The 21715-nt window shown below is 38.7% G+C and carries 23 protein-coding genes and 1 riboswitch; of the genes, 11 read left to right on the top strand and 12 right to left on the bottom strand.

Annotated features, from left to right (window positions below):
- Positions 1–7 precede the first annotated feature (7 nt).
- From K364_RS25835 to K364_RS0117215, 6 genes are all read right to left on the bottom strand, one after another.
- Positions 8–976, bottom strand: a complete 969-nt coding sequence (locus K364_RS25835) for a copper amine oxidase N-terminal domain-containing protein (RefSeq protein WP_051534178.1) — start codon at positions 974–976, stop codon at positions 8–10.
- Positions 977–1088: 112 nt separating this feature from the next.
- A complete protein-coding gene (locus K364_RS0117235) occupies positions 1089–2111 on the bottom strand; it encodes a hypothetical protein (RefSeq protein WP_028309054.1) in 1023 nt (340 codons plus the stop codon).
- A 398-nt stretch (positions 2112–2509) separates the two neighbouring features.
- Entirely contained in the window at positions 2510–3223 is a 714-nt protein-coding gene (locus K364_RS0117230; protein ID WP_028309053.1) for a DUF4367 domain-containing protein, read from the bottom strand.
- Positions 3216–3773, bottom strand: a complete 558-nt coding sequence (locus tag K364_RS0117225) for an RNA polymerase sigma factor (protein WP_028309052.1) — start codon at positions 3771–3773, stop codon at positions 3216–3218. The genes K364_RS0117230 and K364_RS0117225 overlap by 8 nt, the downstream gene beginning before the upstream one ends.
- A 162-nt stretch (positions 3774–3935) precedes the next feature.
- Positions 3936–4805 carry a DMT family transporter gene (locus K364_RS0117220; protein WP_028309051.1) on the bottom strand — a complete coding sequence of 290 codons (870 nt, stop codon included), beginning with the start codon at positions 4803–4805 and terminating at the stop codon, positions 3936–3938.
- A 78-nt stretch (positions 4806–4883) separates the two neighbouring features.
- Entirely contained in the window at positions 4884–5135 is a 252-nt protein-coding gene (locus tag K364_RS0117215; protein ID WP_028309050.1) for a peptidase dimerization domain-containing protein, read from the bottom strand.
- Positions 5136–5348: 213 nt separating this feature from the next.
- Here K364_RS0117215 and K364_RS0117210 point away from each other — a divergent pair, with 213 nt between their 5' ends.
- A complete protein-coding gene (locus tag K364_RS0117210) occupies positions 5349–5714 on the top strand; it encodes a type II toxin-antitoxin system RelE/ParE family toxin (RefSeq protein ID WP_028309049.1) in 366 nt (121 codons plus the stop codon).
- Complete coding sequence (locus tag K364_RS0117205) at positions 5707–5991, top strand: helix-turn-helix transcriptional regulator (protein ID WP_028309048.1); 285 nt, start codon at positions 5707–5709, stop codon at positions 5989–5991. The genes K364_RS0117210 and K364_RS0117205 overlap by 8 nt, the downstream gene beginning before the upstream one ends.
- Before the next feature lie 167 nt (positions 5992–6158).
- On the opposite strand, the gene K364_RS0117200 is transcribed toward K364_RS0117205, so the two are convergent.
- From K364_RS0117200 to K364_RS26385, 5 genes are all read right to left on the bottom strand, one after another.
- A complete protein-coding gene (locus K364_RS0117200; RefSeq protein WP_051534177.1) occupies positions 6159–7367 on the bottom strand; it encodes a M20 family metallopeptidase in 1209 nt (402 codons plus the stop codon).
- 18 nt (positions 7368–7385) lie between these two features.
- On the bottom strand, positions 7386–8819 hold the full coding sequence (locus K364_RS0117195) for a YfcC family protein (protein WP_028309046.1): 1434 nt from the start codon (positions 8817–8819) through the stop codon (positions 7386–7388).
- 137 nt (positions 8820–8956) lie between these two features.
- Positions 8957–10945 (bottom strand): sigma-54 interaction domain-containing protein, encoded by a 1989-nt coding sequence (locus K364_RS0117190; RefSeq protein WP_028309045.1) that lies wholly within the window; start codon positions 10943–10945, stop codon positions 8957–8959.
- Positions 10946–11365: 420 nt separating this feature from the next.
- Positions 11366–11620, bottom strand: coding sequence for a hypothetical protein (locus tag K364_RS27095; RefSeq protein ID WP_028309044.1), 255 nt, complete (start codon positions 11618–11620; stop codon positions 11366–11368).
- A 48-nt stretch (positions 11621–11668) separates the two neighbouring features.
- Positions 11669–12640, bottom strand: a complete 972-nt coding sequence (locus K364_RS26385; protein WP_169734767.1) for a DUF3231 family protein — start codon at positions 12638–12640, stop codon at positions 11669–11671.
- Between the two features lie 431 nt (positions 12641–13071).
- Here K364_RS26385 and K364_RS0117170 point away from each other — a divergent pair, with 431 nt between their 5' ends.
- Complete coding sequence (locus K364_RS0117170) at positions 13072–13710, top strand: DUF3298 and DUF4163 domain-containing protein (RefSeq protein WP_169734766.1); 639 nt, start codon at positions 13072–13074, stop codon at positions 13708–13710.
- Positions 13711–13828: 118 nt separating this feature from the next.
- Here K364_RS0117170 and K364_RS0117160 read toward each other — a convergent pair whose 3' ends face one another.
- Positions 13829–14734, bottom strand: a complete 906-nt coding sequence (locus tag K364_RS0117160) for a LysR family transcriptional regulator (protein ID WP_028309041.1) — start codon at positions 14732–14734, stop codon at positions 13829–13831.
- A gap of 121 nt (positions 14735–14855) precedes the next feature.
- On the opposite strand from K364_RS0117160, the gene K364_RS0117155 reads away from it, so the two are divergent.
- The 8 genes from K364_RS0117155 to K364_RS0117120 all read left to right on the top strand — a co-directional run bounded on the left by K364_RS0117155 (position 14856) and on the right by K364_RS0117120 (position 21565).
- Positions 14856–16076: a pyridoxal-phosphate-dependent aminotransferase family protein gene (locus K364_RS0117155; RefSeq protein ID WP_242841743.1), complete on the top strand. Its 1221-nt coding sequence runs from the start codon at positions 14856–14858 to the stop codon at positions 16074–16076.
- A 339-nt stretch (positions 16077–16415) separates the two neighbouring features.
- Positions 16416–16892, top strand: coding sequence for a Cys-tRNA(Pro) deacylase (ybaK, locus tag K364_RS0117150; RefSeq protein ID WP_028309039.1), 477 nt, complete (start codon positions 16416–16418; stop codon positions 16890–16892).
- A 77-nt stretch (positions 16893–16969) separates the two neighbouring features.
- A complete protein-coding gene (locus K364_RS0117145; protein WP_156946522.1) occupies positions 16970–17752 on the top strand; it encodes an aldo/keto reductase in 783 nt (260 codons plus the stop codon).
- A gap of 73 nt (positions 17753–17825) precedes the next feature.
- Positions 17826–17924: riboswitch (TPP riboswitch) on the top strand.
- Between the two features lie 117 nt (positions 17925–18041).
- Positions 18042–18236: a sulfur carrier protein ThiS gene (thiS, locus tag K364_RS0117140; protein WP_028309037.1), complete on the top strand. Its 195-nt coding sequence runs from the start codon at positions 18042–18044 to the stop codon at positions 18234–18236.
- Positions 18237–18242: 6 nt separating this feature from the next.
- Positions 18243–19049 (top strand): sulfur carrier protein ThiS adenylyltransferase ThiF, encoded by an 807-nt coding sequence (gene thiF / locus K364_RS0117135; RefSeq protein WP_028309036.1) that lies wholly within the window; start codon positions 18243–18245, stop codon positions 19047–19049.
- A gap of 33 nt (positions 19050–19082) precedes the next feature.
- Positions 19083–19862: a thiazole synthase gene (locus K364_RS0117130; RefSeq protein WP_028309035.1), complete on the top strand. Its 780-nt coding sequence runs from the start codon at positions 19083–19085 to the stop codon at positions 19860–19862.
- On the top strand, positions 19859–20962 hold the full coding sequence (thiH, locus tag K364_RS0117125; RefSeq protein ID WP_028309034.1) for a 2-iminoacetate synthase ThiH: 1104 nt from the start codon (positions 19859–19861) through the stop codon (positions 20960–20962). The genes K364_RS0117130 and thiH overlap by 4 nt, the downstream gene beginning before the upstream one ends.
- A complete protein-coding gene (locus K364_RS0117120) occupies positions 20963–21565 on the top strand; it encodes a thiamine phosphate synthase (protein ID WP_028309033.1) in 603 nt (200 codons plus the stop codon).
- Positions 21566–21715: the final 150 nt, after the last annotated feature.

The following is a 21715-nucleotide window of genomic DNA, read 5'->3' as shown; positions in this document are numbered from 1 at the left end:
GAGTATTTTATTTAAGCTGGTATTCCCTGATTTCATTAGGCATTAATATTGTACGACCTATAGCTAGGATATATTTTATTTTCTGACGGGTTTTTACCTCCTCATTCACGATAATGATCTCATCCTTGGTACTGGCTGTGCGGGAACGCAGATCAGACTTTTCTCCCAAAGTGGAATTATCACGAGTACCAAAATAATCTGAAGCCATTGTATAGTAAGATATAAAAAAGTCTTCATTTCCTTTAGCAATTTCCTTGCCCGAAATGTTCTTTATCATATAAGATGCGGAGGTCAGGACTTTATAATATTCATCGTCTTTAATTTCTTCAAAAACCACTCTGTACGATAGGGGTTGAAACACATTTAATTCTTTTAGGTATAGCCATCCAAAATAATCCATGGACGCAAGGTGGCGGTAGAAAAAATCCGTTCCATGACGTTGTCCATCTTCTGCCGGATTCGGATATAGAAGCTCACCTCGTGACAGCTCTCTTACAAATTCTTTGGTATACAATCGTTCGTCCCGGATGCAGACCACTCCATGGGCATTGAGCTCCACCTTGAAGTCGAAGCTGTCAAATATGATCCGGGCTGGGACAAGCATGGAGCCACTTTCCAGCACGGCCATCGTATCCATTTCCACCGGTTCACCGTCCACAAAGGCTGTATAAGAGCCAATTGTAATCTGAACGGTATGACCATCCAGGGTCACAGTTGCGGTCCTGGTAGGACCGTCATAAGCCACGTCCGCTCCGAGAAGGTCGCTGACTGAACGCAAGGGTATTATTAAACGATTATTCTCATCAATATAGGGGCCCTTGGGATAGGTGTAAATGATGAAATAATCATTCATTTTGAGTACCACTCGGCCCTCATGGACTGCTTTTGTTCCGGCTTCAGCACCGGTCACGCCGAAAGAGATTAATATTGTCACTAAACATAACATTGCAGCTATTTTCCCTGTTCGTATTAACATGAATAACCACCTTATTTAAACCTTTTTATTATTTTAGACTGTTAAATCTTGAAAAAGTTGCATTATTATAATGAGCCCTTGTAGTTAGGAAGGGCTCATTATATATTTAATTTTATGGAATGATAATATCTACTGTTTCTTGGCTATAATCAGCAAAATTTACTTTAACAATACTGGAATTTGGAAATAGGCATGTTCCCCCTGTTTGATTAGAAAGCCAATTAGTGCTTTGACTATCACTTAATCCAATCTTTGAATTGCTCCAACGTACATTTTTCAAGTAGGATCCAGTTGTAAGGTTAGTTTGTGGCTGGGCAATATGAGTAATCCTTTTGATAATGTTACCAGTTCCATTCTTTTTCCATCCTGTTGCATCACCAACTATTGTATATGATATCTTTGTGGTATCACCATCTGGTATAGCTTCAAAATATAAAGCAATTTGATTGTATTGAGGAACATAAAATTTCCAATATATAGTTTGACCTGGTGCAAAACGAACAGGGGCAGAATACATAGTGCCACCAGCAACGCGCCTGAAAGCTCCCCAATTTCCATTGCCATTTGTACCTGCATTTGTATTATGCAAAAAACCAATATCAACCTCGATCCCCGAACTGCTTCGGCCACCAGTATAAATGTACGAAGTATCCCTATTGCCCCCGCTATAATTTTGATCTTTTACCTCATTTTTGGCTTTACTGGGCAAATACACATTTCCTCCATACCAAGCATAGCCAGATTTGGAATGTACCCTTCTATAAGGTCCCTCAGTGCCAGTACAGGTATAGCTTTGAATAGTAATAAGCTCTGATGATTGGCCTTCATCCATTGGTCCTATAAGGATGTTCCCTTCCTGATCCTGGTAGGTATTACCTTCAACCTTTTCGTACTGAGTCCAGCTCTCCTTGAGTTCCGGCTTGTTGGCATAAATGGTGCCGTCCTCAGCAAAAAAAATAACGTTTTCCCTATCACTAGCAGGAAGATTTTTTATCACATCGTAAATTATCTGTTTTTCTTCCCCCATGATCGAGGCATCAATATAAATAGAAGCCTCGTCCGATGGCTGTGCAGCAAATACATGACTACCAATCAATAAGCACATTACAATTAAAACAGCAATCCACTTTTTCACGTTATAAACCCCCTATGATTATTTTTACTTTGTTTTTGTAGTAAAACTTACTGCTTAGTAAATACTACCTAATTCCATTTTCCAAGCAGATCTAGCAGTCCTATTGCAATACTTTTTTAACCAACCCTCATAAACATCACTCCCCCAGCCTTGATATTCCTTTACTTTCAGGCTGGGGTTAAGTTAAAATTAATTTAACTGCCTTTGCCTTTGGTAAAGGAGGGGTCCCGGGCAAATGGGATTTTTCAGAGATTCTTGATTTGCCCGGGAACTATTTTTGCATTTACAAATCTTAGATCCTATAGAAAAAAATCACCTCACTTTATAATTTGCCTTCTATAAATAGAAACGCACAAGTGAGGTAATTTGTTACAAATATTAAAATATTTTTCCATTTTTTATTTTCTAAATTCCATGCTTTCTGCCATTTTTACCAACTCTTTTTTTGATATGGTTGCACTGATTAAAAAAGCATTTTCTTTATACTTGAATATTAAGTTTCCTGCCTCTTTTTTTAAAAAGTACTGTGCAAGCTCATTATTAATGACAATTTGTTCTATTTGAGCTTCTTCAATATCTATGCCTACCGAAGAGCCGCTTGGCAGCCTTTCTAGTTCGATTACTGTTCCAGCAGCATTTTTGTATGTTATTAAGTAATAATCATTAAACTTATCAACAGACACAACCATAAACCCTTCTGGTATATACGTTGGCAAATATAATCCTTGGGCTTCGGATAAAATTGTATCGTAACCTGTTTCTGTATCATCTATATAGATTGTAGTAGACCTGTCACCCATCTCACTGAAAAGATTTAGCACATGCACACGAAAAGCATCAACATTTGCTATAGTAATGGTAGACACTGCCAAGAAAATAAAGATTATAGCAGCAATTTTTAATATCGTCTTTCTTTTTCCTGCTTTAACTTCGCTATTTTTTTGCTGCTCAAATAGCAGCTGCATTTTATTATCAAATTCTTGGGTAAAGGTATACTTAGCAGCTAATTCTTTTTCCGAGGGTAGATCATTGGCTATTCTATTTACTTCATTGGCAGCAGCATATTTTATTATCTCGTCAAAGATTTTTTCATTTAATTCGCCCTTATTCATGATCAATGTCTCCCTTGACCAATTTATCAGCCAACATCTTTTTAGCCCTATAGAGCCTAACTCGTACGGTTTGTTCTGAAATGCCTGTTAATAAACCAATATTTGCATTTGAATGGCCATAGAAATATTTCAAGAGTACAACATCAGCATATTTAGGGTCCATTGTGGCAAGTGCTATATGAACTTTTTCTATTCTTTCAGTGTCAATTATAAAATCCAAAGGCAGAGGTTTTTCGTCAATTAGTTCCAGCATGTCATCGTCGATATTTACTAAGTTTTTTTCTTTTTTGTTCTGCCTGTATATATCACATGCAGTGCTTCTAGTGACAATAACCATGAATGTCTTTGTTTTATTACTAGAGATTTCATCTATAACAAAAGAACTTTTTGCAAGCTTAATAAAAGCTGCATGTACGGCATCTTCCGCAAGCCCGTGATCATTTAATATTTTAAAGGCAATATGGAACATTAGATTTCTATATTGTAGATATAGCTTTTCTAGCAAAGCATGTTTATCATTTCTTGCATTATTGGTGAAGATATGGAACATATTGCCTCCCATAAATCTAATATAGAATATTTATCAGCCTATACAGGATTCTTAGCCATAAAAATATTCGTGTGGCAAATGACCCTATATATACTAATTTATTCATATTACTTCTTACTTCGACAAAATATTTCCATATCCTTCATTTAATGGAATAACCCCTTAAAATATAACAAACCTTATAAAAGCTATACCTAATATTGCTAGTATTATACCTATAATCTTCCTTCTAAGGTTCCACCTTTCCTTAAGCACTATTAAGCCAACGATAATGGTAACGATTATGGAGGTTTGGGCAAGGGGACCCACCAGAGAAAGCTCTCCTATCTGATAGGCCCTATATAGGGCAAGGGTTGAAAGCATCTGCAGAAAACAGCATAAAAGGATAATATAGTTATTTTTTCTTGGTTTTACAAGAACCTTCATTTTTTCAAAAGTATTTGGAACAAAGATAATTGTTATAAGTGCAGGTATTAAATAGATTACAACCTGAAAAAGGGCTACTGAAAAATAACTTAAAAGATACTTGTCCAAGGCATAGGCACAGCTTATCAAAATTGCATATGACAGGGTGTAGAGATGGGGCTTTTCAAAATGGAATTCCTTTCCCCTTTGCCAGTATATTACTACAAGGCCAAAAAAGATAAGAAAAATGCCAACTACCTGGCTCAAATATAATTGTTCTTTAAAGAAAATTACCCCTAAAAGCATGAGCCAGATGGTACGGGTAGTGGCTAGGGCTTCTACCTGGCTTACTTCTATTGTTTTAAGTGCTTTAAAAAATAAAATCATGCAGACGGTGTAAAAAATGCTTGATAAAAGAACTACCAGCCATATTTTTGGTTCAGTTGGATATTGTATTTTTTCAAAAGGGAGGAAGGGTATGGTTAACAAACCTACTGCTAGAAGGAAATAAGCACTGTATGCTGTGGGATCCACTTCTTCATCCTGTACTGAATATTTTTGGAGCAGCTTGGAAGCAGCATTTGTAACTATATAGAATAAAACTAAATGAAACCAGCTTAATGTCATTCTTGATAGCTCCCTGGGATTGGTTACATATATATAGAATAACATCAAAATGTTTATAAGAATACTGTTTTTTAGTAATCAGCCCATGAAACCAACCCCTGGTCCCGGCTGTACATTAGAAATCATTTTCCCACATTCCATTAATTTCAGACGCACATCTAACCCTGGAACAGAATTTTTGAGCTCATTTATAAATTCTTGAATTTCTTTTTCCATATCTTCTATTGTTTCTGAGTTTATATATCTTCGATCTAATTGAATTTTGCAGTATTCTGCAACGGTGCTTGGTTGGGTGCCGTCCCGGTGCGTCGTTATCAAGGTGCAAGGCAATTTTGTTTATATTCTTCCTTCTTCCTACGCTATTTCCGACGAGCCGCCTGCACGCGGAAAGGATTATAACGACTATCTGAAAATCACTATAAAAATAAGGCAGTCGCGGGATCGCGAATAGGCTGAGACAAAAATTTAAACTTCTTGATTCTTGTTATCATATATGATAACATTAAAGTGAGACACGGCATATACTAAGATTGGAGGTGTATCATGGGGTGGCAAGTGGAATACTATAAAAAAGAAAATGGAGATGTTCCCGTCCTTGATTATTTGCTTACATTAGATGCAAAAATGCGGGCGAAAGCTTATAGTGAAATAGAACTGCTTGAAAAGCATGGTTCCCAATTAAGGGAACCCTATGTAAAACCGATGAAGGGTACGCGGTATAAGGGAATTTTTGAACTGCGAGTTAAATTCGCATCGGCCATCAGCAGAATATTTTATTTCACCTACCACGAAAAAACCTTTGTGCTGCTTCATGGTTTTACCAAAAAAACTAAAAAAACGCCGCAAAAAGAGCTCGAACGGGCACTGCGCTATAAAGAAGATTATGAAAGAAGGTGTAAGGATGAGTAAAGCAGGAGTAAATTTTTCCGAAGTGAAGGAACTTTTAATGAAAGATGAAGAATTCAAAACAGAGTACGAAAAGCTAAAACCGCGTTATGATGTAATTTCACAAATTATTGAAGCAAGAACAAGCCAGAATATTACCCAGGAAGAATTGGCGCTCCGGGTTGGGACCCAGAAATCCAATATCAGCCGCCTGGAAAGCGGAACGTACAATCCATCCCTGGACTTTCTGTCTAAGGTGGCCCGCTCCCTCGGCAAAGAGGTACAGATTACGTTGAAATAAAAAATTCCAATCCCATTTTCGACAGTTAAAATGAATGAAAGAGGCGAGAACGCGCTCAGTTGTGCGGTTACAGCCTCTTTTTAGTTTTTGAAAATGTTGTATGTAAATGCCATTTCAATAAGTTTTCCTATTAAACCGTGCCTTTGGCCTGCTCCTTTTGTTAAATTTCAACGCTCCTGGCTGCAAAAATCTATAGCAGTAAGTGTATATATTTGAACTGCCTGAACCAGCTGCTCAATGGGTATTTGCTCGTTTTTGGAATGGGAGTAGGAGATATCTCCACAGCCGCATATAATGGTAGGTATGCTGCGATAGAAATTCAACAGACCTGCATCAGTCCAGCCACGCCTGGTGGTGCAATTTGGGTTCTTTTTTGTAACCAGCTTGACATTTTTAATGACTTTTTGGACGATGCTTTCATTTTCGTTAGTCAACATTGGCACGTGGTGTAAGCTTTGCATTTTCCCACATTCCATTAATTTCAGACGCACATCTAACCCAGGAACAGAATTTTTGAGCTCATTTATAAATTCTTGAATTTCTTTTTCCACATCTTCTATTGTTTCTGAGTTTATATATCTTCGATCTAATTGAATTTTGCAGTATTCTGCAACGGTGCTTGGTTGAGTGCCCCCTTCAATTTTTCCGATATTCAATATGGATGGACCCATCAGGGGGTGATAACGCTCTTTTAATTTGGGAAGTAGTCTATCCTCAAGAGCAGTGACTAGTCTGCATGCCATGTTAATTGCATTTATACCCCTTTCCATATCCCCGCTGTGGGCTCGCCTTCCGAAAAACTCTATTTCATACCATTCCAGACCTCTATGGGCTATGGCATAATCAAAATTGGAAGGCTCTCCTACTATAGCACCTTCAGCCTCAATACCGCTTAATACAAGCTTTTCTGTACCTTCTGAACATCCTTCTTCGCCTATAACGGCAGTAAAAATAACATCACCTGAAAGTTTAATAGAAAGTTTACTCAAGACCAGCATTGTCATTAGCATGGCAGCTATGGGACCCTTCATATCCACTGCACCCCGCCCTAGAATATGACCATTTACAATGTCCCCGCTAAAAGGCTCAAAATCCATTTCATAGGGGGGCACAGTATCCACATGGCCGTTGAACAGCAGCCTTTTCCCCTTTCCTTGACCCTTTATTGTAACGATAATGTTATAAAGATTGTCTTTAACGTACTGCTTTTCATAAGGTAGATTATGCTTTTCCAGAAAAGTACATATATAATCTAATACTTCTTCTTCTCTATGGGGCACTTCCCAGTGACTTGGTCGCCTGATTAACTCTTGAGTTAGTTTGACAAGATCAGCAACTGAAAACAAGCTGTTAATCTCATCCAGCCATAATGACATTTTATCCCTCCATTAAAATTATTGTAAATTGATCATGGTAGCAATTACTAAAAATACTAAAGCAATCAATATCCATCCAACAATAAGTCTCCATATAAATTTAAACCACTTTTCATAGGGTATTCCGGCTATTGCCAGATAACCCATTAAGGCAGCAGAAGTTGGAATAATTGAGTTTGTAATGCCATCTCCATACTGGTAAGCCAAAACAGCAACCTGTCTGCTTATACCCACAAGGTCAGCAAGGGGCACCATGATAGGCATGGTTGTAACTGCCTGGCCGCTTCCAGAGGGAATAAAGAAGTTCAAGACAAGCTGAAATGCGTACATTCCAATAACAGTAGCAACATTGGGCAAATTCCCCAGAACAGAGGCCATACCGTTAATAATGGTATCAATAATGCGTCCATCTTCTAAAACTACCAGGATGGCCCTGGCAAAGCCAACGATAAGTGCTCCAAATGTTAAAGCTTTAGCTCCAATTACAAAGGATTCAAAGGTTCGATTAAGTGAGAGCCCTCCAACAAGACCAGATATTAAACCAATAGCGATAAATGAAGAGGCAAGTTCAGTTAGGTACCAGCCCCAATTGAAAACACCATAAACATTAATAAGAATACCGCCAAAGAGGACAACAAATACTAAAATATGTCTAACATTTAACTCGGGAATTTCCTCAGATGTAAGGTTTTGTCCCCTTTCTTCCTTTTTAACCTGTTCTTCTATTTCATACATTACACTGTTTTTAGGGTCCTTTTTTACAGAGGTTGCGTATCGAATAACATACCACATTCCAAAAGCCAGGAAACATACATATGCAACTGCCCTGAATGCTATCCCAGAAAACAAAGGCAATTCAGCAATACTCTGTGCCACTCCAACTGTAAAGGGATTTAGCATGCCGCCAAAGAATCCGGCAGCGGCACCACAGCTGATCATGGCAGTACCAGTAATGGCATCAAAGCCCATTGCCCTGGCAATGGCAATGCCTATAGGTACGAATATGATACTTTCCTCGGCCCACCCAATGGTAAAGCCGCCAATGGAAAATAACAGCATGGAAATGGGGATAATGAGTCGTTCTCGATCAGCAAGCTTTAATACGATTTTACCAATTCCTGCTTCAATTGCTCCTGTTGCTCTGATAATTCCAAAAGCTCCGCCAACAAGGAAGATATAAAATATGATGGTAGAGCCGGCAGACATTCCCCGGGGAATAGCTTTAACCAGTTCAAAGGGTCCAATGGGGTTAGGTTCGACAGATGTGTAACTTCCTGGTACAACCAGTGTTCTGTTGACTTCTTCATTAAAAGCCCTTTCAAATTCACCAGCTGGCACCACGTAGGATGCCAGGGCTGCTACAATTAATACAATAAACAACAGGGCGTAGGTGTGGGGTGTTTTAAACTTAAATTTCTTTTCTTGTACTGCCATCTCGGTGTTTGTACCCATACTATCAATCACCTCATTTATTAAATATTTATTAATAGAGATAATTGCAATATCTGTTCCACGGATACAGGGGGATAAAATATAGAAAATTTAAATAATTCCGGTAAATATTTAGGTGATTAGGTTAAATGTTTGTCCTAATCACCTAAATATAAGCTTCTTATATCACCTTTGCCCTTATCCGTCAAGAATGAACCTTGTTTAGTTTTGCCAACATAAATAAAGCCTTCTCTTTCAAGTGCTTTTAATTTATATCTCAATTGCTGCTCACTTAAATCAAGATTTTTATATCTTAACATTTGCAATATGCTCTGCCTTCCTGCACTTTTTCCTAATTTATTCAATTTATGTATAGCTGAAAGTATTAATTGCCTTTCACCAGTATGATTCGGTATAGCAGCACCCTGGGTTTTATTAGTTTTATTTGTCAGGGTATGGATTGGAGGTAGGTGGCATAATTGCACTTCATTATCTTCACAGATAGTTAGAACGTAGCTGATTACATTGATTAATTCTCTAATATTACCAGGCCAATGGTAGTCAGTTAAAAAGTCCAGGGCTTGTTTTGACCAATTAATATTCTTGTTGTGTCTTTGGGTTAGTGTTTTTAATAATAAAGGAATATCATCCCTTCGTTCACGCAAGGGGGGCAGAGTAATGGGAAGTACGTTGATGCGATAATATAAATCCTGCCTGAATTTTCCAGAGTTTACGAGTTGAGGCAAAGAATGGTTGGTAGCTGCAATAATCCTTACATCAACCTTAAGAACCTTTGTATCACCAACTCTAATCATTTCTTTTTCCTGCAGCACTCGCAAAAGTCTTGATTGGATAGATAATGGGGCATCACCTATTTCATCTAGAAAAACAGTACCACCGTTGCCTTGTTCAAAAAGGCCGATCTTTCCGCCTTTTCTAGCCCCTGTAAATGCGCCTTCCACGTATCCAAACAGTTCACTTTCCACAAGTGATTCGGGAATAGAGGCAAAATTCATGGCTACAAAAGGACCGTTATATCTGGATGAGCTGCAATGTATTGCATGGGCTAAAAGTTCTTTTCCCGTGCCGCTCTCCCCAGATATTAAAATTGAATAATCACTTTTTGCCATTTTCTCTGCTTGGGCAATTGTATTTTTGATGGTTGGGTTATTCCCAATAATATCTTTAAAATTATACTTGGCCAACCTGCCAGTATCTTTAAGGCTGTTTTTTAACTTTTTTTCCAGGTCGGTAATTTGTGTAATGTCTTTCATAAAAAACAATTTGCCGCAAGTTTTTCCCTCGAAATGAATGTCATGGCTATTGATTATGTATTTACGGTGGTTAATAGATACTAGCTGGTTATTAATACTTTCTAGATTTTGAATTATAGAAGAATTACTTTTTAAAACTATCTCGGCTGCTTCATTATGGAATATCAAGGTTTCGGTGTTATCAAATGCCAGGATGGGGTCTTGTATTGCTTCAAGAGTACTTTTTAAGTGAGCTAAATACTTTTGTTCACGAACATAGGCCTCGCCTAGTCTTTTTCCCAGTTCAATCATTCTGCATAGGAAACTATCTATATTCTTGTTAATCCTGTGTTCAGACAATCCCAACTTTTTTGCCACAGATAATAGGGTATTAAGGTGAATTAAACGAATTCCCACATCAACATACTGGGTTACACCAGCTGGCCTTATTAAAATATCCCTGAGTGTTATTGCTATTTTGACTTCCGGATCTTCATTTTTATAACCAGGGTAAATAGGAATGTAAGTAAGGTGATTTATGTTAGCCTTTTCTAATGTTTCGATTACTTCTTTACATGTTCCAGGAAGGTTGTTTATAACAAAAACTTTGGTACCTGTTGGTATTCTTATGAGCTGCTCAATATTTAATGGATCAAATTGTCGTTCTGCTACAATGGGCTCGATGTCATTTCCTGCTATTTTTATTGCAGGATTGTAGATTTCAGGATCTGAACTGGTAATTAAGGCTATATCGCCGACAAGTTTTTCATTTGTACCTGAATCAAGCGAACAACCTGTAACTCCTATTTCAGGTTCAAAAAATTCACATAACTGTTTGTACAGTACCTGGAAAGTATCATTTGCTTTGCAAATCAAACAAATTGTTTTTTTCAAGGCTGAAGCTCCTCCTTTCCTTGCTTATCCTTGTTATTATATACCTTACTTTTAGACGCACTTCTAGCATATCAATACAAATTATACACTATCAGAACAGCAAATGAAAAAACATTCAAAGATAAAAAAGGTGTAAAGCAATCTGAATAGCTATTTAACTCTCCAATAAAAATATTTGTTTAATTACACACTGGATAACTTTCACACAACATTTAACAAGATTAGGTAAAAATAGGCAGGAATAAGATTTTAAACAATAGAATTTAACATAATGATGAAATAATCTAGTATTTTACTAACTTTTAAAGATTGATTAAAGGGCAAATGTAATTAAGCAAATAATTGCTATTACTCCTGGCAGCCCTTGCATACAAGGAGTGTAGTCCATGTAAAAAACATCTACTTAGACTACTTGGACTACTATGGTTTTTTACCACGAGATATCTCACTAAATTTGGATTGTATTACTGTAATCTGAAATTCATTTCCATCCGGCAACTTGACGACTAACTCCTCATCACGAGTTATCCGTTCTAAGATATTCCTTAACCTAAGTATTGTTGTGTAAACATCTCCGTCAGATTTTTCTAACTGTCCATGGATACAACCTAACTTATAAGACAGAGAAGCTGGAGCCTCTTTTACGAGTGTCCCCAGCTTCTTTTCTGCAACCACTGTGCAGGTTTCTAAGTTTTCAGCGTGTTCCAGACAGCGGATGATTTATTACAATCTGTATAAAGGTGGGGATATAAGCCATCCCTTTACCTTTCCATATTTGATTAATCCATCAATGGAATCAATCTCCTCCGTTAACAGCCTGGCAAAGAGGTTCCTTATGCGGTCATTCGTTGTCGCTTTCTTGACCGCCTGAGCATGTATAATGCTTGCCGAATTCAGGCCATTTAAGAGCAAATTAAAGATAAAATCATCATCTATGAATTCAGTGTTTTCCATATGGCCCAATTCTTTCGGTGGTTGTTTGGGTAAATTAATTCCAAAGCAATTTGCTTCTTTTTCAAGCTCTTTTATTTGGTTTTTTAAAATGTCTAGTCCTTTTCCCAGCAATAGTTTAAAGTCTCCGTCATGAGCTAATTGTACGAACAAATTTGTTTGCTCAATATTTAAATAACGAAAAACTAAGTGATTCCAAATATGGTATGCTTCAGCAACGTCAATTTTTTCGTTACAGTCCGGGGGTACATTCTGCAACAATATAGGCTGTTCTATCCACCCTTTTAATTTCAAGTATTTTATTATTGAATTCAGGTTCTTGATATCTACACCAACTAGGTAAATAAAGAAATCCCGAACCTTATCGACATATTGTGCATTGCGTAGACATCTCACTTTCATTTCAATCCGCTCTTGAGCCATTAACAGCAGGTATTTTCCTATCAGCTCATCAGGCATTGCTTGAGAGTTAACGAAAGCAGGGGCTTCTTTGCGGGGAGAATCAGGTGTTCTGATTCTGAAATGAGACATAATCTTTTCAACCTTTTTTGAACGTCCCGTAATGTCGGAAATCGTATCATCAAGCTTTATTTTTAAATCTGGGTCTTGGGCATAAACACGCAGCATTTTCAAGTACTCAAGAGATTCGTAATACCCAGTTAAAATATCCCAGAAATTATATACTTCAGCTGTACTTATAGCTGGAGGTGGATTATTTGGTTGGTTTGTTTTTAAAAAAACCATCAGGCGTACTCCTTTCAGTGGTTGCTTCGGTTCTGTTTTTAAATATATATTCCCCATTAATTTACTTTTTAATCTCTACCTCCATGTCTGACAACAAATTTAAAAATTTTTCATTAATTATAGGATTAAACAGTTGCAAAAAAGTGGATTTTTTGATATCATTGCGTTGCATTTTATATCTCCTTTATATTAGGGATTTGGCAAGGACTACCTTGTTATCTCTATTATAAAGGATTTTTTTAATGCAAATACAGCAAAATATCTATTTTATCTTCTTAATTAGCAGTATTTCTTTAATTATCGCAATTTATCATAACTTGACAAGTTCTAAATGTTTTTTTGCAACTTTAATGATTTAATATAATTTTCTAATTAATGATGCAATTAACTCCCTAGAGGAATATGATATGAAAAAGGGAGTTGTATCGATAATGGATTGTCAAGATTTGAGAGCAAGTATAGTTGAGCGGAAGATAGAAGAGCCCAACATTAATGTTGCTTATCCAGAGGTAGTAGGATTACTTCCTCTCAATAAAAACGTAAGGTACAGGGGTGTGCCGGAGAAAATAAACCAAGCCATTCAAAAGCTGGTTAGACAGATGATGCTGGAAATGGGAGCCACTAATCCAGATCTGGCAGAAATGGAGGGTACCTATAAAGTAACGTTGAATCAAAATGGTGTACTGAGCATTAGGTTTGAGAATTTTTCTTTTATAGAGATGGCAGCTCATCCCTGGACCATTATGAGGGCATTGACTTTTAATCTAAAAACAGGAAATACTGTTGATATTGCTAGCCTTTTTAAGGTTGGAAGCGGATATAGGTTGATTATCAGCAACGAAATTAAAAGACAAATAAAGGCTAGAGATATACCACTTATTGCGGAATTTACAAGAATCAATGATGATCAGGAGTATTACCTGACGGATAAAGCCCTGGTAGTATTCTTTCAAAGGGCAACCATAGCCCCTAGTGTGGCAGGTATCCTTGAATTTCCAATCCCCTACAGTATGCTGACAAATGTTATAAGTCAGGAGGGGATACTGGCACTGGTTGTCTGGTGCAAATAGAGTAATTAATGTAATCAGCATTAACCACTGAAATGACACCGGAGGAAAACTGGGGCAAACTTGCCCCCTGCTATTGCAAGTGTGCAGATGCGGCTGATTAGCCAATTATCTGCTGGATTTAGCAATGAAGCGTCTCCTCAGTTTGTATGCGAGCTGTGGTAAAGGTCAGCCATTCTCTTACAGCAAAGGACTGATACTTGTCCTTCTTGCAGATAATCATCAGGTTGAGAAACAAGGACTGCTCTTTAATATGCCTGGCTGTTACCTTTTTGGGATTTAGTTCCTGGCAAATTTTTTGAGGCAGCAAGGCTATGCCCAGCTTTGCTGCTACCATCTCCATCATGAAATCCCTTTGGGAGCTCCTGCAGACAATTTGGGGTTGAAAGCCCACCCTTCCACAGCAATTAATGATATGGTCATGCAGGGAAAAATCCTCTCTAAAAAGTACAAACTTTTCATCCTTTAAATCCTTAAGGCTAAGGATACTTTTTTTTGACAAGGGGTGACAAGGAGATAAGACCACCATGAGGGGATCGCTGATAAGGGGGTAAATCTCAAAGGCTTCCGGTTGAGCCGGGGCTGAGCATATAATACCTACATCTACCTCTCCATCTTCCACTGCCTTCTCGATTTTTTTAGAACCTACCTCCATAAGCTCTAATTCTATTCCAGGGTATGTCTGAATAAACTCGCCAATGATCTTTGGAAAAAAGCTGGCACCAACAATAGGTGGTATACCAATTTTAAGGGTGCCTTTCTTAAGGGTTACAACATCTGACAGTGTGGTGGTCAGGTTATCAAAGGATGCAATTATATCCTTGGCCTGCTGATATACAGTCTGGCCAGCATCGGTCAAAATTACCTGTTTCTTATCCCGGTGGAACAGGAGAACCCCCAGTTCTTCCTCCATATCCCTTATCATCTTGCTGATGGAAGGCTGGCTGATATGCATATCCTGCGCAGCCTTTGTAAAGCTTTGATGCTTTGCTACTGCAAGAAAGTATTTGAGGTGATTAATGTTCACTATTATCAACTCCCTGACATATGGCATAGTTGGTATAGATAAAAGGCATAAAAAACATTCTTTATATATATTATACTTATACCTTACCAATATATATAATTATAGGCAAGAAGGAATTTCATTGAATATTAATGAATTTTCCAAAGGAAGGGAGCTGTTTTTTATTATGGAAATACCATCAAGAAACCCAGTACAAAAGATTTTAATGGGCCCCGGACCCAGCACAGTAGACCCAAGGATACTGCGGGCAATGTCAGAACCGACAATAGGACACCTTGACCCAGATTTCTTAAAGATAATGAATGAATGTATGGAAATGCTAAGGGTAGTATTTAACACCAGGAACCAGCTCACCATGCCCATGTCAGGAACAGGCAGCAGCGGAATGGAAACCACCTTTGTAAACATCTTAGAACCTGGAGACAAAGTAGTCATTGGAGTAAAAGGCGTATTTGGCATGAGAATGGTAGACATGGCAAAAAGATGCGGAGCCCAAGTAATAGAAGTAAAAGCACCCTGGGGCAAGCCCCTTGACCCGGCAGACGTGAGAAAAGCCCTCTCAGAAAACCCAGGAGTCAAATTCTTTGCAGACGTACATGCAGAAACCTCCACAGGAGTATTGCAGCCCTTAAAAGAGCTCTCAGACATCTGTAAAGAATATGACGTGATGTATCTAGCAGACACAGTAACCTCCCTGGGTGGAGTACCAGTAGACATAGACGACAACGGAGTAGACCTGGCCTTTAGCGGCACCCAGAAATGCCTGAGCTGTCCCCCGGGACTAGCACCAGTAACCTTTAGCGAAAGAGCCTATAAAGTTCTGCAGGAAAGAAAAACAAAAGTACAAAGCTGGTATTTAGACCTGACAATGATAGCCCAGTACTGGGGACAAGAAAGGGTCTACCACCACACAGCCCCAATAAACATGATCTATGCCTTCCATGAAACCATGAGAATAATATTAGAAGAAGGCCTGGAAAACAGATATGCAAGACATAAAAAGAACCATGGAGCACTAGTAGCAGGCTTAGAAGCCATGGGTCTAAAGCTCATAGTAGACAAGGAGTACAGACTGCCCCCCTTAACAACAGTATATGCACCAGAGGGAGTAAATGAAGCAGAAGTGAGGAAGCAGTTAATGGAGCAGTACCGTATGGAAATAGGAGGAGGACTAGGAGACTTTAAAGGCAAAGCCTGGAGAATTGGCCTCATGGGCTATGCCAGCACCCAAGCCAACGTTATCCTTGTTCTTACTGCTCTGGGTAATATTCTAGAAGGTATGGGCCAAAAGATTGATAAAATGGGAGCCCTAGAGGCTGCCCAGGGGGTTTATAGAGCATAGGGATTAATTAATGTGCCTTGAGTGGGGGAAGCTCAGGGCCTTTTCCTTTTTGGGTAAACTATAATTGGTAAACCTTCAGACAATCATATAATAATTCTAGAATATAATACATACTCTTTGAAATATAATTCTCAGTGTCCCTATATGCTAATTATTACGAATGCTACCCAGGCAGATTAACATCCCTAGGATTTCCAGCAATATGGCAGCAGCAAACAAGTAAAAACCAGCCTGATAGCTATATAAAGCACTCTATAAAGAATATTTAACTTCTATGACATTTTTAGATAAAACAACAGGTATAACAACAGGTAAGCTTTAGAAAGGAATTATAAAAAAATGGCACCTTCAAAAACAAATGCTATGCGTATCCTTGACAGCAGAAAAATTGCTTATAAGGTATATTCTTATGAGAATAATGATGGAAAAATTGATGGTATTTCTGTTGCAGAGAAAATAGGAAAGGATCCAAAGGTTGTGTATAAAACCCTGGTAGCCCAGGGCAGCAGTAGTAATTTATATGTCTTTATTATTCCTGTTCAGGAGGAACTGGACTTAAAAAAGGCAGCTAAAGCGTCAGGCGAAAAGAAAATTGAAATGATACCTTCCAGGGATATTCAAAAATTTACCGGCTACATCAGGGGAGGGTGCTCGCCAATAGGGATGAAAAAGCTTTACAAAACCTTTATAGATATGAGGGCAGAGGCATCCAAGGAGATCATTGTAAGTGGCGGGAAAATAGGAGTGCAAATAGCCATGAATGTTGATGACCTCATAAAGGTAGTTGAAGGTAAAGTGCAGGATATTATAAAATAAAGTGAAAGATACCAAAGGAGTTGAAAGCATTGATTAGGAGTATCCATGATTGTGCAGGGCTGTACAACGGTGTAAAAATGCCCTGGTTTGGACTGGGGGTATACAAAGCTAAAGAAGGTGAAGAGGTCAAGTCGGCTGTGAAAACTGCCCTGGATGTAGGGTATAGAAGTATAGATACTGCTGCCTTTTATGAAAACGAAAAGGGAGTAGGCCAGGCTATCAGGGAATATGGTATCCCAAGGGAGGAGGTTTTCATTACCACAAAGGTTTGGAATAGTGACCAGGGTTATGAAAGTACATTGCAGGCTTTTGAAAAAAGCAGAAAAGAATTGGCTGTGGATTATATAGACCTGTATCTAATTCATTGGCCGGGAAAAGACAAGTATAATGACACATGGAAAGCTCTTGAAAAGCTTTACAGGGAAGGTCATGTTCGTGCCATAGGAGTAAGCAACTTTCAAATCCATCACCTAGAGGATTTAATTTCAAAAAATGAGCTAGTTCCCATGGTCAATCAGATTGAGTATCACCCAAGACTTACTCAAAAAGAGCTGCACGAGTACTGCTCAGATCACAATATAATGCTGGAGGCCTGGAGTCCCTTGATGAGGGGACAAATCCTTGATAATGAGGTTATTGTAAGTTTAGCTAAAAAATACAATAAAACTCCTGCACAAATAATTTTAAGATGGGATTTGCAAAAGGGAGTTATAACTATACCGAAATCTGTTTCGGAGCATCGCATTAGAGAAAATGCCCATATATATGATTTTGCAATTGCAATGGAAGATATGGCTAAGATAGATTCTTTAAATAAAAATGAAAGGGTAGGTCCTGACCCGGATAGTCTGGTTTTCTAGAAAATAAAATATGATTATTTCTATTCCCTTGAAATAACAAATAGTTTATACTTATAACTAGGTTAAAAACTTAATAAAATACTAGGGGTGCCATCTGGCTGAGAAGGAGCAATCCTAACCCTCTGAACCTGATGTAGTTAATACTACCGTAGGGAAGTCATGTTTTTTAAACAAAAAACACTAAAAGCTTACCTAGGGTAAGCTTTTCTGGCGTTTAGGAGATTATGCTTTAAAGTAATGTGGAAGATATTGTATTATCTTGGCTTTGTACTGGAAAGGAGGAGTTTAAATGCTGGTCAATGGAAAAGCACTGGATATACCATCAGGAACTACAATACTGCAGCTTTTGGAAAGGCTGGGCATCTGTCACGAAAAGGTAGTTGTGGAAGTAAACCTGCAGATTATTGCAAAGGAAGACTATCAAGAAATGCTTCTTCATGAAGGGGATAAGGTTGAAATTGTCAGCTTTGTAGGGGGAGGCTAAGTTTAAATGAAGATTTTTGTTAATGACAGGATTACCAGCATAAAACCCGAGCTTTCAGCCTTTACAATAAGGGATATGTTTAAATCAGATGCAGATATTGTTGTATTAAATGGTTTTATCATAAAAGAAGATAGGAAGCTTAAGGAAAATGACCGTTTAGTCTTTATTAAAAGGGGCGAAATTCCCAGTCAAGGGGAAATGGAAGCACTATTGATGGCAAGACATACTCCAGGCGTGTTTGCAAAGGTGAAAAAGGCTGCTGTGGGAATAGCTGGTCTTGGGGGCCTGGGATCTAATACAGCCATATCCCTTGCAAGGTTAGGTATAGGTAAGCTTGTACTGGTAGATTATGATGTAGTTGAACCAAGCAATCTTAACAGGCAGCAATATTTTATCAGCCACATAGGATTGTTAAAAACAGAAGCATTAAGGGAGCTGATACAGCAAGTTAACCCCTTTGTAGAGTTAGAGACTAAAAATACTTATCTTAATGCAGATAATGTTCAAGAATGCTTTTCCAATGCAGACATTATTGTTGAAGCCTTTGATGATCCGAAATGTAAGGCTGAACTGGTGAATGCGGCTTTAAAGCTGTTTCCAAAGAAATATGTAGTAGCATCATCAGGAATGGCAGGATATTTTTCAAGCAATACCATAATCACAAAAAAAATAAGTGACTATTTTTACCTTATTGGTGATGGAGTGTCAGAGGCCAAACCAGGCTGTGGACTAATGGCACCCAGGGTAGCAATAGCTGCCAATCACCAGGCCAATACAGTTTTACGGCTGATCCTGGGAGAAAAGGATGTATGAAACAAATTCACATAGATAAACAAGGAGGAGCTTATGGATAGGTTAACAATAGGTGGAGTTGCTCTGGAAAGCAGGCTTTTTATTGGAACTGGAAAATATGCTAGTAACAGCATAATGCCCAAGGTCATTAATAGATGCGGCACACAGGTAATAACAATGGCATTAAGGCGGGTAAATCTAGATGATAAAGAAGATAACATACTAGAATATATACCAAAAGGCTGCATCTTATTGCCCAATACCTCAGGAGCTAGAAATGCTGAAGAGGCCGTAAGAATAGCCAGGCTTGCCAGGGCTATGGGCTGCGGCAATTGGGTGAAAATTGAAGTAATATCTGACAATAAATATCTGATGCCTGACAATTTCGAGACTATTAAGGCCACGGAGATGCTAGCAAAGGAAGGCTTTGTAGTTTTGCCTTACATGAGCCCTGACCTTATGTCTGCCAGGAGAATGGTTGAGGCTGGTGCAGCAGCAGTTATGCCCCTGGGTTCGCCAATTGGAACAAACAGGGGCATCAGAACAGGGGAATTGATCCAAATAATGATTAATGAAATTGACGTGCCCATTATTGTTGATGCCGGCCTTGGTAAGCCATCAGATGCGGCACAAGCCATGGAAATGGGGGCAGAGGCTGTCCTGGTCAATACAGCCATAGCTACCTCAAAGGATCCCATAGCCATGGCAGAAGCCTTTGCTCTAGCGGTTAAGGCCGGAAGATTGGCCTATAATGCTAAATTAGGTCCCCAGGGTCAGCTTGCAAATCCATCTTCACCCCTTACAGGTTTTTTAGATGAGGTTGATGCTTCATGAGTTTCTATAATGAGTATTCTAAGATAAAAGATTTTTCCTTTGACAATTTTTTTCAAAAAATACAAGGCAATGATATAAGGAGGATACTGGACAAGGATAAGCTTGAACCATGGGATTTTTTAGCCCTTCTTTCTCCTAAGGCCCAGGTCTATCTAGAACAGATGGCCCAAAGGGCCCATATGCTTTCCCTGCAGAATTTTGGTAAAACAATTTTGCTTTATACACCTATCTATATTTCCAACCACTGTGTAAATAAATGTGTGTACTGTAGCTTCAACGCAGCCAATAACATTGCACGAAAAAAACTAACCATGCAGGAAATAGAAGCAGAAGCCAGGGAAATTTCTAAAACCGGCTTGAAGCATGTCCTGGTTCTTACCGGGGAATCCAGGACACAGACACCAGTAAGCTATATTAAAGATGCCGTAAAGGTTTTAAAAGAATACTTTGAGGCTGTTTCCATAGAGATTTATCCCTTAACTGAAGAAGAATATAAAGAAGTAATAAATGCAGGTGTTCATGGACTTGTAGTTTATCAAGAGGTCTATGATGAAGCAATTTATGATAAACTTCATCCTGGTGGACCTAAAAGGGATTACCACTTTAGACTTGATGCTCCTGAAAGAGCGTGCAGGGCAAAAATGAGAAGTGTCAATATTGGTGCCCTTCTGGGTCTTAATCATTGGAGAAGGGAGGCTTTTTATACAGGGCTCCACGCAGATTACCTGCAGAATAAATATCTTGATGTAGAAATAAGCATTTCTCTACCTCGAATAAGACCATACATTGGTGGGTACACAGATGTATACCCAGTTGGCGATAGAGAGTTTGTACAGATTATGCTTGGGTTAAAAATATTTCTTCCCCATGTAGGTATTTCCATTTCAACAAGGGAAAGACAGGGTTTTAGGGACCAGCTCATCCCCCTGGGGGTTACAAAAATGTCAGCAGGAGTGTCAACTGAGGTAGGAGGCCACAAGGGTGAGACCACAGGTGAGGGTCAGTTTGAAATATCCGATGTAAGAAGTGTTGCAGAGATTAGACAGGCAATCCAGGCCAAGGGTTTTCAACCCATATTTAAGGACTGGATGGATATATAAATGAAAGCCAGGAAATTATTTTTAATCAGCAACAGGAGATTGGTTAAAACAGGCACATTCTATGATGTAATTCAAGGGGCTGTGGAAGGGGGTATTGATGGAATAATACTAAGGGAAAAAGACCTTCCATATAAATCTCTAATGCCCATGGCCCTCAAAATCAGGGAAATTGTTAAAGACAGGAATATCAGCCTTATTGTCCACAGCAATTGGCAGGCTGCAGCAGATAGTGGAGCAGATGGCCTGCATCTTGGGTTCTCAGATTTTATGAAAAAACAGCATGCCTTTAAAGGTGAAATAGGCGTATCTATTCATAGTGTTGAGGAAGCTGTCCTGGCCCAGGAAAATGGGGCTAGTTATCTTCTTGCAGGGCATATTTTCAAAACAGACTGCAAGAAAGGCCTGGAGCCAGGGGGCCCTGGTCTGCTCAGGAAAATAAGGCCATTAGTTAACATTCCCTTGATAGCCCTGGGAGGAATCTGTCCCCTTAATGCAAGGGAAGCACTTGATGCAGGTGCCCATGGCGTTGCAGTAATGTCATATATCATGGCATCAGGAAACCCTTATAAAGCTGCCTTGGACCTAAGGGAAGCTATAAAATAGAGAAACTTTGTCTTTTTTAAACCTTATCTTCATAGGATAAGGTTTTTTGTGCTGCCCTTTTCCCTTGTTTGCCTTGGAATAAATCCTTGGGAGGGTTTCTTGATGCTATTTGTAATAACTTGCCATGTCTGCCATTAAGTCTTAAGTAGC

It is taken from the genome of Desulfitibacter alkalitolerans DSM 16504, from assembly GCF_000620305.1.
In the GTDB taxonomy this organism is placed as follows: domain Bacteria; phylum Bacillota; class DSM-16504; order Desulfitibacterales; family Desulfitibacteraceae; genus Desulfitibacter; species Desulfitibacter alkalitolerans.
Note: the sequence above shows the minus strand (reverse complement) of the source record. Positions and strands in the feature narration are given on the sequence as shown.

What these genes read in the sequence shown, in the direction of transcription:
- thiH (WP_028309034.1), top strand. Translation starts at nt 19,859, where the DNA reads ATGAGTTTCTATAATGAGTATTCTAAGATAAAAGATTTTTCCTTTGAC.
- K364_RS26385 (WP_169734767.1), bottom strand. Translation starts at nt 12,640, where the DNA reads ATGGTTTTTTTAAAAACAAACCAACCAAATAATCCACCTCCAGCTATA.
- K364_RS0117145 (WP_156946522.1), top strand. Translation starts at nt 16,970, where the DNA reads ATGCCCTGGTTTGGACTGGGGGTATACAAAGCTAAAGAAGGTGAAGAG.
- ybaK (WP_028309039.1), top strand. Translation starts at nt 16,416, where the DNA reads ATGGCACCTTCAAAAACAAATGCTATGCGTATCCTTGACAGCAGAAAA.
- thiF (WP_028309036.1), top strand. Translation starts at nt 18,243, where the DNA reads ATGAAGATTTTTGTTAATGACAGGATTACCAGCATAAAACCCGAGCTT.
- K364_RS0117225 (WP_028309052.1), bottom strand. Translation starts at nt 3,773, where the DNA reads ATGTTCCATATCTTCACCAATAATGCAAGAAATGATAAACATGCTTTG.
- K364_RS0117230 (WP_028309053.1), bottom strand. Translation starts at nt 3,223, where the DNA reads ATGAATAAGGGCGAATTAAATGAAAAAATCTTTGACGAGATAATAAAA.
- thiS (WP_028309037.1), top strand. Translation starts at nt 18,042, where the DNA reads ATGCTGGTCAATGGAAAAGCACTGGATATACCATCAGGAACTACAATA.
- K364_RS0117195 (WP_028309046.1), bottom strand. Translation starts at nt 8,819, where the DNA reads ATGGGTACAAACACCGAGATGGCAGTACAAGAAAAGAAATTTAAGTTT.
- K364_RS0117200 (WP_051534177.1), bottom strand. Translation starts at nt 7,367, where the DNA reads ATGTCATTATGGCTGGATGAGATTAACAGCTTGTTTTCAGTTGCTGAT.
- K364_RS0117210 (WP_028309049.1), top strand. Translation starts at nt 5,349, where the DNA reads ATGGGGTGGCAAGTGGAATACTATAAAAAAGAAAATGGAGATGTTCCC.
- K364_RS0117130 (WP_028309035.1), top strand. Translation starts at nt 19,083, where the DNA reads ATGGATAGGTTAACAATAGGTGGAGTTGCTCTGGAAAGCAGGCTTTTT.
- K364_RS25835 (WP_051534178.1), bottom strand. Translation starts at nt 976, where the DNA reads ATGTTAATACGAACAGGGAAAATAGCTGCAATGTTATGTTTAGTGACA.
- K364_RS0117205 (WP_028309048.1), top strand. Translation starts at nt 5,707, where the DNA reads ATGAGTAAAGCAGGAGTAAATTTTTCCGAAGTGAAGGAACTTTTAATG.
- K364_RS0117220 (WP_028309051.1), bottom strand. Translation starts at nt 4,805, where the DNA reads ATGACATTAAGCTGGTTTCATTTAGTTTTATTCTATATAGTTACAAAT.
- K364_RS0117120 (WP_028309033.1), top strand. Translation starts at nt 20,963, where the DNA reads ATGAAAGCCAGGAAATTATTTTTAATCAGCAACAGGAGATTGGTTAAA.
- K364_RS0117170 (WP_169734766.1), top strand. Translation starts at nt 13,072, where the DNA reads ATGGATTGTCAAGATTTGAGAGCAAGTATAGTTGAGCGGAAGATAGAA.